Below are 11,628 nucleotides of genomic sequence, written 5' to 3' on the forward strand. Positions count from 1 at the left end.
TGTTCTGACAGGTAGTCCGGTGAGTCTAATCAAGGCGTTGCCATCCAGCAGGATTCATCAGGGTAGTGAATGGGGGGGCATGATTGGGCAGACGGCTGCACGGGGATGGAATCTTTGCCAACCCGCACCGGTCCGAATTATCGAGAGGCCAGCAATCTCAGGCTCTTGCCCCCTAATCATGCAAGGACTTTGACATGACCACGATCCTTATCATCATCCTGATTCTGCTGCTGATCGGTGGCTTACCGGTCTTCCCCCACTCGCGCAGCTGGGGCTATGGCCCTTCCGGCATTATTGGCGTGGTGTTGGTGATTCTGCTGGTACTGCTGTTGCTTGGGATGATATGACGCGCTGCGGATAGCCACTTCATCCAACCAGTTGAGGTGAATGGCAAGCGGGTCGCAACACCCGGTTGCCGTCCTACAGGTTCGCATCGAACACCATCGTCACCACAGCGTGATACTCGATACCAGGCAACATGTCCTGTTCCTGGGTGTGACCGCGAGGGTATACATGAAAATGCAACTGCCCTTGGCTGCCGGTCACACCCTCTGGCGGGACTTCCAGGCTCATGGCGTTCTCAGCTCCGCCAAAGGACATTGCCTGCCGATAGAGCGAACGGCCATGGTAGGACACACCTGGCAAGGTCATGGCCAGATACAGCGGTATGTCATGGCCCTTGGCCGAGCGTAAATTGCACGTGCTGCCCAGCCCCGTGCTGCACAGCGCCCAGACGTTGAACGGGCCACTGGCAGTCAGGCTGAAGGTCACGTCTTTTTCCAGCTTGTCTGCCGCACCCCGCCCTCGGCTCCCATGCCCCTGCGCGTGCCGCGGCACCAGAGTCACCTGCTCGGAGCCCGGCTCAAAACGCACCTCAAGGTCATGCACCACCTCCAGCTCGACGTTGATCGCCACTGAATCGTCCGTGAGCCCGGAGACCGTTCGGCTCGAACCCAGGCTTATATCCCTGTCAGGGCCTATCGAATAGACCACGCGCCCTCGGTACACGCCCGACTTCAAGCTCGCCGGTAAAGGCGTCTTCAACCTGTAGCCCAGCGTCAGGTGACTCACGTGGTAAGTGCTCGCATTCGCCGCATTGACGTTGGCCCAGCAACCGTTGCTGGCTGGCGACCACAGAAACAGGCGATGGGCCGCGCTGGCCAACGCAACCTGGCAACCACTCGAGTCCAGGCCCGTGCGCGCCGCAAGCGTCGGTGCCCCATCGTCCGAAGTTACCGCACCGCCCAGGTGGGTAATGGCAAAGTCCATGCTGACTTGCTCACCGGTCTGGTCACGGACCATCAGTAGCGTAGTCGGCTGGACAGGGGCCGAGAGGTAGAAGCCGTCGGCGCCTTCGCCATCGACTGTTTTCGAGTACTCGACCCCCACATCCAGCAGGTCCTGCAGCGGATCGCCACAAAGCTGCGGCAACTGAGTACACACAGGGGACGACCGGGGCGTCAGGTTTTCAAACTGCCGGGTCTCGCCGCGGTAACGCAGCTTGAGCGTAATATCGGCCGCTTGCGCCCACGACGAACCCAACACGCCAGACAGCAGTACCAGCATTGCACACTTGCGAAACATGCCCCTACCTCTCACTCGGCCTTGAAGCTCATAGCTTTGCGTGCATCGCCTTCCACCAGCTCGAAGCGGTATTCGACACCGGGCTTCTCGACGAACTCGCGCTTACGCCCGGGGCGAAGATGGTGCTTGGCCGGAGGCTCACACTCCTCCTCGTTCAGCACACAGACCTGGACGTTGTCGAGCAGCACCGTCGCATTGCCCTCGTTGCGCACGGTCCATTTCCCACCGGCTTGCTCGATCGAGGTCTGATACTGCGTGGCAGCAGGCTTGGTAATCAAAATGGTGCCGTAGCCGGCCAGAAACTGCACACCGGCACTGAGTTCTTTGCGGTAAGCGTCAAGCTCCGTTTTATCCAGTGCGAAGCTGTCATCCTGTTCCGGCACCACCGGGACGAAGCGCAGCCGGTAGTAACGCTCCTGGTTCCGTTCACCGCGATACAGCAACCGCACGGCCTGCATACCGCGTGCAGGGATGATCATCCGCGCTGGGCTGGCAACAACGCTGCGCTGGTCGAAGGGCAGCTCATCGATGTCCACCTCACGGGGTTCTGCCTGACCGTCGTAGACCAACTCCAGCACGCTGACTTTGACGAAGGCGGTACTGTCCCCCCGGTTGTAGATGCGTTTGGCATAGGTGCCCTTGCCTGGTTCGAGGTAGTCATAGAGCGTGCCGACATCCAGCTGTGGCCCGGCCTGGGCAAACCACGGCAGCATCAGCGCAACGAACAACAAGGGTGACAAGTGAAATGTGAACCTGTGCATCTTCAACCTCTGTTTACTCAACATCCAATCCATCGACCCGGGAATCGGGCCCTCTACAGCTTCATGCAGAAAGCCGGCTCAGCCCACACTGGGCACACACCGCTGATCACCCACGATCAGCAGGTCATCCTCGCGATCAAAGTTGTCCGGCGGTAATGTCAGAAGGCAGTTGCCTGCCGTGCCATGGCGAATTTCCAGGGTGGGCCGTGACTCACTCATTTCCACGTTGAAATAGCCATCCGCCTCGACAACCGTGCGCCCGGCGTCATTGACCACATGCGCGCCGTGCAGTGGCTGGCCTTGCCCGTCGAGCAGCCGGCCAAACACAGTCACCGTTCGCATGACTTTCACTGCGTGGTACCCCACCCCACCGCGGTTGAGGTGATAGTCCACAGCGAGGGGTTGGATCTGTGCTGGCGGCACGTCCTTCGTGTCGAAGTCGAAACGCACATGGCCAGATTTGAACGCCGTCACCGGCACGATATTGCGCCCGGGGTGCAGCACTGCACTCATGCCCTGGCCATCGTTGGCGCGCAGCTTCACACCGTGCAGATCGCTTTCGACATCGATGATCAAGCCGGCTTCGAGCGGCAGGTTGCTGCCCCCCATGGCCAGCTTCCCGGCGCCCAGCGCCAGGGTGCTTTCCAGGTTGAGGCCACCGCTGAGGTTATTGTTGAAAGAGGAACTCTGGGCATAGGCATCGCCCTGCAGCGCCTGGCTGTGGAAGCGCCCATTGGCCGCCAGGCTGGTGCCATAGCCGTCGAGCGTCGCGCTGCCCCCCAGGCTGTGCACGGGGCCCAGGTCGACGTTCTGCCGATACCACAGCGAAGCGTAGGGGTCATTGCCCCCCTCACGCGAGGCGCGGCTACCCACATCGACCCCAAGCTGCTTGCCATCGCGCTCGAGCTTCATGCTTACAGCAACGTTGACACCGCGGCTGCGGACACCGGCGCTGCTGCGCGTTCCAGGCCTGTCGAAAAGTGACAGGCGAACACTGCTCTGATGCCCCCGCAGCTTCCCGTAGAACGCCCAGCTCAGGTCGGCACCCAGGCCGCTTGCCGAGCCCGCACTGTGTTCCAGGCGCAGCGTCGCTGAACTGCGCGCGGTTATCCGCTGGTTGATCGAAAAGGCGGTGCGGCTGCGCACCTGGCGCTGTGAAGTATCGTCGCGACCACTACTGCCAGGCTCCAGCCAGGTCTGGTTGTGGCTCAGTAGCAACGAGCCCCAAGGATGGGTGTAGGTCAACTGCAGATCGCCGCCGTTGCCCAGGCCTTGGGTCTGATTGAGGCTGGCGTAAAGCTTGAACCGTTCATGCACGTCCCAGTCCAGCGAGGTACCCAACTGCAGGTCAGCATCGACCTGTTGCACTGACAGCCCCAGCACCGCAGCAGGATGCATCAGGTAGTTGGAAAGGGCCCCGAACACCGGGCTCTGTTCACGTTCGCCATCCCCGTTGCTCAGCAGCTCGACCTGCTGGCCCAGGTACAGGTTGTAGCGCCAGCGGTTATCCATGTTCTGCCACCGGCTGGGCTTGTAGATGGACGCTTCGCTGCGCGAGGTCTCCAGGCCGTCTTCGAGCAAACGCAGCTCTACATCATAGATGCCGCCAGGCAATACCCGCGTGTCGAGCGCCTGTAAACCGGCCTGTACCGGCTGACTGTTGATCAGCGAACCATTGCGATAGATTTCGACGATACCCGGGCGGTTCGGCGTGACATAGACCGGGATGGCGCTGGCTTGGCCATTGTCGACCAGCAGGCTGTCACTGCTGCCCAGCATCAAGCCAAGCGTGCTATCAGGGCGACGCCCCAGGAGGGCTGGCTGGCGCACGAGGCCTTCTGCGCCAGTAGAGAAGTAACCCAGCCGAAAGAAATGCTCTTCGTGCATGCTCTCTGCGTAAAGCTGGTTCATGCGGTAACGCATATCGCCTTGCTCAGATGGGCTACGATCCACGCGTGCATCGGCAAGCGTCGTCCAGTTATGCAGGTTGCCCTGACCGAGCAGGCCGATTCTGCCCGTGGTCTGATTGCCATCATTGACCAGGTTGAGCTGGTTACGCAGCAGCAACCCAGCGTCACTCTGCTCCGGGAGGCGGTGAAAGAGCGCGTCCTGCTCCCGCTTCTCGGCATTGGACGTCAGCAATGACAACTGGGAATTAGCCAGGCTGTAATGGATAGCCTGCAACCCGTCCGGGCAGTTTTGCAGGCAGTCGCCCAGCATGCGCCCGCCCTCCAGGCGCTGTTGCCATAACTGCCTGAGTGTGGCCGGCTCTGTGCTCTGCTCAGTGTCGGTAAACGCCAGCAACTGCACACGGTTATCACGGCTCAGCACCACCATGGCATCGCCGAGGTAGCGTTGATCCAGCTCCACTCGCACGGCAAGTGGCACATCGAAAAAGTGCGCCTCGAAGTCTTCTGGCAAACGCCCGAATGTATCCAGATCAATGGCATTGGACGCGCGCGCGGCCAACACTTCGAGGGGCAAAAGGCAGGCAGCACCCAGCAGCCAGACAGCGAGTGCGCGGCCGGGTGCAGCAAACTGGAACATGATTCAATCCACTTCAACACCTGCCCCTACACTGGTAAACATCCAGTAAGTTGAGGCAGGCGGCACTGCTTCAATCAAAGGCTGCTGGAGGAAGTTTCAAACAACACGCTCACTGTCCCGGCATACTCACCCTTTACATAACCATTGCCGGGCTTTATGGCATTAAACGTAATGGGAAGATCATTGCCAACTTTAGCATCTTCCGCGCTCATGACCTCCGCGGGCGTCAACTCCATCTTTTTATCCCCAACAGTGATGATAAGATCAATCTTCTCGTCGGTTTGTGGGTCTTGCAGCGATGCCGTGTGCAGCAGGTGGGCCTGAATAGCGCCGACATCACTCTGTGCCGAGAACTTTTCACTGACCGCCTTGAAGTCTTCGCGCTCCGACTCATATTCAAGTGTCACGCCTTTATCCAGCCAGTCCCCTACGGGGGTCACTGAAAAATCATTCCCGGGAATGATCGCCGTCACTGAAATATTCTGGGTGATCGGCTCAGGGGCGGACGCGACAGCGGCACCGGCAAACAATGCAAGGAACGGGACAGCCAATACATAGGATTTCACATCAAACTTCCTTTAACGGTTGCACAACAAATAGCGGGCACACTGGAGCACCCGAATGGAATTGCGAATCAGGGCGCCCCTGTTTCGAACATCAAGGTGGCTTGCGTGACATAGGTGCCGGGTATGCGAGTCGACGACGCTTCCGGCATCGGATAGAACCTGAATTGAATGCTTTTTCCCTGAGCGGCTTCAGCAGCACTGACGATTTCAACCGGTGCCGTGCCCATTCTTTTGCGATTCAACATGATGTGGTATCGACGGGGCGCTTCTCCACCGCCCACCCGGGTAAACCGATACTCCGAACGGTCGGTTTTCGCGTAGATCGGGCCGTAGGTACTTTTTACAAACACCTCTTTTTCAATTTGCTTGAAGACACCCCGATCTGGGTCATATTCAGCCTGAAGTACGTCTTCCCACCAACTGTCAACCGAGTTCACCTGAAATTCAGGAACCGACACGACAGCCTGGACACTGATGTCCTGCGGTATTTCCTTCGCCCCGGCAGCGCCCGCCACGCCAAGGAGAGCGAAGGTGATCAAACAGCGTAACTTCATTGAACATTCCCCAAATGTGCCGGCATCTATAGATGCCCTTACGACATGAGGAAACTTTATGGGCAGAGCCTCACTCTGTATGTAGGCTGTTTCTGACTGCATAAAATAAAAAACGCCCCGACAGGCGGGGCGTTTTCAATGCAAGGGGTTGACGTTAGTGCGAGACCGCCCCGCTGGCACCCAGGCCAGTCTGCGAACGCACGAACTGCGGGAAGAACAGCGCGCGCTCATCCTCAGCTGCCTTGGACTTGTCGGTGACCGAGAAGAACCAGATGCTGACGAAGGCAATGGCCATCGAGAACAGCGCCGGGTACTCGTACGGGTAGATGGGCTTCTCGTGGCCGAGAATCTGTACCCAGATGGTCGGGCCAAGGATCATCAGCGTCACCGCACTCACCAGGCCCAGCCAGCCGCCGATCATGGCGCCGCGGGTGGTCAGCTTCTTCCAGTACATCGAAAGCAGCAGTACCGGGAAGTTGCAGCTGGCGGCAATGGAGAACGCCAGGCCGACCATGAAGGCGATGTTCTGTTTCTCGAACAGAATCCCCAGGCCAATCGCCAGCACACCCAGGGCGACAGTGGTGATCTTCGATACGCGGATCTCGTCCTTGTCGTTGGCTTTGCCCTTGCGCCAGACGCTGGCATACAGGTCGTGGGACACCGCCGAGGCACCGGCCAGGGTCAGGCCAGCCACCACCGCCAGGATGGTGGCAAAGGCCACCGCCGAGATGAAGCCGAGGAACACACTGCCACCCACCGCATTGGCCAGGTGCACCGCGGCCATGTTGTTGCCACCCAGTAGAGCGCCTGCCGCGTCCTTGAAGTCCGGGTTGGTGCTGACCAGCAGGATCGCACCAAAGCCAATGATGAAGGTGAGGATGTAGAAGTAGCCGATGAAGCCGGTGGCGTACAGCACGCTCTTGCGCGCTTCCTTGGCATCACTGACGGTGAAGAAGCGCATCAGGATGTGCGGCAGGCCGGCAGTACCGAACATCAGTGCCAGGCCCAGGGAGAATGCCGAGATCGGGTCCTTGACCAGGCCGCCGGGGCTCATGATCGCCTCACCCTTGGCGTGTACCTTGATCGCTTCGGTGAACAGCGTGTTGAAGTCAAAGCCCACGTGCTTCATGACCATCAGCGCCATGAAACTGGCACCGGACAGCAGCAGCACAGCCTTGATGATCTGTACCCACGTAGTGGCCAGCATGCCACCGAACAGCACGTACAGGCACATCAGGATACCCACCATGACCACCGCTACATGGTAGTCCAGGCCGAACAACAACTCGATCAGCTTGCCGGCGCCGACCATTTGCGCGATCAGGTAGAACGCCACCACCACCAGCGAACCGGAGGCCGACAGGGTGCGGATTTCCTTTTGCCCGAGGCGGTACGAGGCCACGTCGGCAAAGGTGTACTTGCCCAGGTTGCGCAGGCGTTCGGCAATCAGGAAAAGAATGATCGGCCAGCCGACCAGAAAACCGATCGAGTAGATCAGGCCGTCATAACCCGAGGTGAACACCAGCGCGGAAATACCCAGGAACGAGGCGGCTGACATGTAGTCGCCAGCGATCGCCAAACCGTTCTGGAAGCCGGTGATCTTGCCGCCGGCAGCATAGTAGTCCGATGCCGACTTGTTGCGCTTGGAGGCCCAGTAGGTGATGCCGAGCGTGAAGGCGACGAAGGTCACGAACATGGCAATGGCGGAAACGTTCAGCGGTTGTTTCTGCACCTCGCCGGTCAGGGCATCTGCGGCCCACACGGCGGGTGCAAAGGCTCCGCAGGCCAGTACGGCCAGAGCTTTGACAGAGCGAATCATTGTTGCGCCTCCTTCAGGATTTCCTTGTTCAGCTCATCGAACTCGCCGTTGGCGCGGCGCACGTAGATGGCGGTCAGGACGAATGCCGAGACGATCAGGCCGACGCCCAGGGGAATGCCCCAGGTAATCGATGACTCAGGACTGAGCTTCGTGCCCAGCACATGAGGACCGTAGGCGATCAGGAGGATGAAGGCGCAGTAAAGGCCGAGCATGATCGCCGAGAGAATCCAGGCGAACCGTTCGCGTTTGGTGACCAGCTCCTTGAAACGGGGGCTGTTTTGTATCGAGAGGTAAATGCTGTCGTTCATTGTTTTTGTCCTAGCAGCACAGGTAGGGGAAGAACCCACACCCTTACTTTATGCGGCTGCCGGACGCCAACCAGACGACCTTAGTCTTAGATGCAACGTAAGGGATCCATCATCCCCACATTCCAACCGTCCACCTGATTCCCGATGCTGTGCTCCCGATTTCTTTCTGGAGCCAGCCCACCATGATGCGCCCCGACAGCAAAGTCGAAAAAGTCTACCTCTACCCCAAGCCCGTGGACTTTCGAAAGTCCATCGACGGCCTCACTGCCCTGGTCGAACTGGACATCAAGGTCGCCGTGTTCGACCCGGTACTTTTCGTCTTCCTCAATAAAGCCCGTAACCGCATCAAGGTGTTGTATTGGGAGCGCAACGGCTTCTGCCTTTGGCTCAAGCGCCTCGAAGCCGAGCGTTTCAAAACTTCACCCGACGCGACCGACGAAGCTATCGTACTGACCGTCCAGGAACTGAATTGGCTACTCGACGGTTTCGATCTCTGGCGCAACCGTCCGCATCAGGTTTTGACTCCTCGTTTCGTCGCCTGACCGGGTATAATCCGGGCCATGATTTCAGTGCCCGATAACCTTCCTGACGACCCTGTCGCGCTCAAACTACTGCTTGCGCAGTTGTTGGCCGAGCGCACGGTCGACAAAGGTCAGATCGTCGACCTTAAAGAACAGGTCAAGCTGCTGCGTGACCGATTATTCAATCGCAAGTCCGAGCAAACCGTCGAGTCCAACACGCCCCAACTGGCGTTGTTCAATGAACCCGAAAGTCAGTGGGTACCTACCGCTGATGATGCCGACGAAGAAGTTGTTGCGCCAAGCAAGCAGCACGGCAAACGCAAGCCACTGTCGGCTGACCTGCCACGCATTGAAGTCATTCATGACTTGCCCGAGCACGAACTGACTTGCGCCTGTGGTTGCCGCAAACACGTGATTGGCGAGCAAACCAGCGAACAACTCGACATCGTGCCGATGCAGATCCGTGTGCTTAAACACGTACGCAAAATCTATGGCTGCCGTGGCTGCGAAACCGCGCCGGTCACCGCTGACAAGCCGGCCCAATTGATTGAAAAGAGCATGGCCAGTCCCAGCGTGCTGGCGATGTTGCTGACCACCAAGTACGTCGATGGCCTGCCGCTGCACCGCTTCGAGACGGTGCTGAACCGACATGGTATCGAGATCCCCCGGCAAACCCTGGCCCGCTGGGTCATCCAGTGCAGCGAACACTTTCAGCCACTGCTGAACCTGATGCGTGACCGCCTGCTGGAAAGCCCGGTGATCCATTGCGATGAAACTCGCGTGCAGGTGCTCAAAGAGCCGGATCGTGATCCGACCAGTCAATCCTGGATGTGGGTGCAGGCCAGTGGCCCGCCTGATCGACAAGTCGTGCTGTTCGATTACACCACCAGCCGCGCGCAGGAGGTGCCGCTGCGCCTGCTGGAGGGCTATCGCGGTTACGTGATGACCGATGATTACGCCGGCTACAGCGCGTTGGCGCTACAGCCGGGCGTTGAACGACTGGCGTGCATGGCGCATGTCCGGCGTAAATTCGTCGAAGCGCAGAAGGTGCAGCCTAAGGGCAAGACCGGTCGCGCCGATGTTACGCTGACGATGATCAACAAACTGTATGGCATCGAACGCGACCTCAAGGATGCCAGCGATGAACAGCGATTCCTCGGTCGTCAGGAACGAAGCCTGCCGATCCTTGAGCAGTTGAAAAGTTGGCTCGACAAGACGCACTCACAGGTGACACCGCAAAGCGTACTGGGCAAGGCGGTGCTTTACCTGGCAAACAACTGGAACCGCTTGGAGCGGTATGTCGAGGCGGGCCACCTGCCGATCGACAACAACCTGGCAGAGCGGGCCATAAAGCCGTTTGTGATCGGGCGCAAAGCTTGGCTGTTCAGTGACACGCCCAAGGGAGCCACGGCTAGCGCGCAGATCTACAGCTTGGTCGAAACCGCCAAGGTCAACGGCCAAGAGCCCTATACGTGGCTGCGCCACGTCCTGGAGCGACTGCCGCACGCCTCATCGGTAGCAGACTACGAAGCGCTGCTGCCATGGAACTGTTCGCCAGAGATGCCACGGTAACCTTGGCTTCCACCTTGTGGTAGGTGGGGTTCATGGATCGGTTACGATGCAACGGTGTTTTACCGATTGCGTAACAAAGAAGAGATTTGGCCAGGGGTGGCAAGGGACCGGTTCAGGTTTTGCGGTCGGGCATAAAACCAGCGCCGCCCGCGCGGCGCATCGCGAGCTGCGCTCGCTCCTACGTTTGTTTCGGGCCAGTCATTCCTGTGGCAGGCGCGCGCGACCGCCTTGTTTGTACGACGCGATATTGCGTCATGCGCCAAGGCGTTCGCGCGAAAAACCCACAGGTATAATTGGCCCGAAACAAACGTAGGAGCGAGCACAGCTCGCGATGCGCCGCGCGGGCGGCGCTCGATCTAACTGGCGTTAAAAAAACAACGTGAAACGCCCAAAGTTACTTGCCAGTCCACTCCTTCACACGATCAGGGTGCTTGGCTACCCAGTCCTTGGCTGCCGCTTCAGGCTTGGCCCCTTCCTGAATCGCCAGCATCACCTCGCCAATCTCGTCCTTGGACTGCCAGTTGAACTTCTTCAGGAACTCCGCCACTTCCGGTGCCTTGGTTGCCAGTTCCTTGCTGCCGATGCTGTTAACGGTTTCCGACGCGCCATATACGCCTTTCGGATCTTCGAGGAACTTCAGCTTCCACTTGGCGAACATCCAGTGCGGAACCCAACCGGTCACCGCAATCGACTGGTGCTTGGCATAGGCACGGCCCAGCTCCGCAGTCATCGCAGCGCCCGAGCTGGCCTGCAACTTGTAACTCGTCAGGCCATAGTCCTTGATTGCCTGGTCGGTCTTGAGCATCACACCGGAGCCTGCATCAATGCCGACGATCCTGTCCTTGAAGCTGTTATCGGTCTTGAGGTCGGCGATGCTCACTGCCTTGACGTACTCGGGGACGATCAGGCCGATCTTGGCGTCCTTGAAGTTCGGGCCGTAGTCGACCACGTTGTCCTTGTTCTTGGCCCAGTACTCGCCATGGGTCACCGGCAACCAGGCCGACAACATGGCATCGAGCTTGCCAGTTGCCACACCCTGCCACATGATCCCCGTGGCAACGGCCTGCAACTTCACGTCGTAGCCGAGTTTTTGCTTGATTACTTCGGCAGCCACGTTGGTGGTCGCCACGCTGTCGGCCCAACCATCCACGTAACCAATGCTTACTTCTTTGGCCATAGCCTGTGCAGCGCTCATGGCCATTACCAGGGCGGTGCCCACACCCAGTAAACGTCGCATTTTCTTCAAAGTTGCCATCAAAGCATCCCCTCGTCAGGTCTTGGAGATTGCATCATCTTCCTGCAACACAAGACGACCTGATCCAGCTGCGACCTGTACCCGCCCCATATGCGACAGCACTATGCCATTAGCGCCATCGGCCGGCAGCGGCCTGCGCGA

11 protein-coding genes are annotated in these 11,628 nt (G+C 59.0%); 3 read left to right on the forward strand and 8 right to left on the reverse strand.

The window, feature by feature from the left end; all coding sequences use genetic code 11:
• Positions 1-194: 194 nt before the first annotated feature.
• On the forward strand, positions 195-347 hold the full coding sequence (locus tag QCL51_RS18735) for a DUF3309 family protein (protein ID WP_003252624.1): 153 nt from the start codon (positions 195-197) through the stop codon (positions 345-347).
• Positions 348-420: 73 nt separating this feature from the next.
• On the opposite strand, the gene QCL51_RS18740 is transcribed toward QCL51_RS18735, so the two are convergent.
• The 7 genes from QCL51_RS18740 to QCL51_RS18770 form a co-directional block, all read right to left on the reverse strand.
• Positions 421-1,584, reverse strand: coding sequence for a hypothetical protein (locus QCL51_RS18740; RefSeq protein WP_238090224.1), 1,164 nt, complete (start codon positions 1,582-1,584; stop codon positions 421-423).
• Between the two features lie 11 nt (positions 1,585-1,595).
• Positions 1,596-2,369 carry a pilus assembly protein gene (locus QCL51_RS18745; RefSeq protein ID WP_033739140.1) on the reverse strand — a complete coding sequence of 258 codons (774 nt, stop codon included), beginning with the start codon at positions 2,367-2,369 and terminating at the stop codon, positions 1,596-1,598.
• 54 nt (positions 2,370-2,423) lie between these two features.
• Positions 2,424-4,892 carry a CS1-pili formation C-terminal domain-containing protein gene (locus tag QCL51_RS18750; protein ID WP_274119203.1) on the reverse strand — a complete coding sequence of 823 codons (2,469 nt, stop codon included), beginning with the start codon at positions 4,890-4,892 and terminating at the stop codon, positions 2,424-2,426.
• Between the two features lie 74 nt (positions 4,893-4,966).
• Positions 4,967-5,458: a CS1 type fimbrial major subunit gene (locus QCL51_RS18755; protein WP_028698289.1), complete on the reverse strand. Its 492-nt coding sequence runs from the start codon at positions 5,456-5,458 to the stop codon at positions 4,967-4,969.
• Between the two features lie 68 nt (positions 5,459-5,526).
• Positions 5,527-6,012 carry a hypothetical protein gene (locus QCL51_RS18760; RefSeq protein ID WP_021782465.1) on the reverse strand — a complete coding sequence of 162 codons (486 nt, stop codon included), beginning with the start codon at positions 6,010-6,012 and terminating at the stop codon, positions 5,527-5,529.
• 154 nt (positions 6,013-6,166) lie between these two features.
• Positions 6,167-7,831 (reverse strand): cation acetate symporter, encoded by a 1,665-nt coding sequence (locus QCL51_RS18765; protein WP_021782466.1) that lies wholly within the window; start codon positions 7,829-7,831, stop codon positions 6,167-6,169.
• Positions 7,828-8,139: a DUF485 domain-containing protein gene (locus QCL51_RS18770; RefSeq protein WP_021782467.1), complete on the reverse strand. Its 312-nt coding sequence runs from the start codon at positions 8,137-8,139 to the stop codon at positions 7,828-7,830. The genes QCL51_RS18765 and QCL51_RS18770 overlap by 4 nt, the downstream gene beginning before the upstream one ends.
• Positions 8,140-8,321: 182 nt before the next feature.
• Here QCL51_RS18770 and tnpB point away from each other — a divergent pair, with 182 nt between their 5' ends.
• Together tnpB and QCL51_RS18780 are read left to right on the forward strand one after the other, a co-directional pair.
• The gene (gene tnpB / locus QCL51_RS18775; RefSeq protein ID WP_009687920.1) at positions 8,322-8,681 is read left to right on the forward strand and encodes an IS66 family insertion sequence element accessory protein TnpB; all 360 of its coding nucleotides are present in this window, start codon (positions 8,322-8,324) and stop codon (positions 8,679-8,681) included.
• Between the two features lie 18 nt (positions 8,682-8,699).
• Entirely contained in the window at positions 8,700-10,232 is a 1,533-nt protein-coding gene (locus tag QCL51_RS18780) for an IS66-like element ISPpu15 family transposase (protein WP_338444004.1), read from the forward strand.
• A 394-nt stretch (positions 10,233-10,626) separates the two neighbouring features.
• Here the strand turns inward: QCL51_RS18780 and QCL51_RS18785 are convergent, their stop codons facing one another.
• Positions 10,627-11,487 (reverse strand): glycine betaine ABC transporter substrate-binding protein, encoded by an 861-nt coding sequence (locus QCL51_RS18785; RefSeq protein ID WP_021782468.1) that lies wholly within the window; start codon positions 11,485-11,487, stop codon positions 10,627-10,629.
• Between the last annotated feature and the right edge of the window lie 141 nt (positions 11,488-11,628).

The organism is Pseudomonas sp. LTR0, assembly GCF_036630035.1.
GTDB classification, from domain to species: Bacteria; Pseudomonadota; Gammaproteobacteria; order Pseudomonadales; family Pseudomonadaceae; genus Aquipseudomonas; species Aquipseudomonas putida_Y.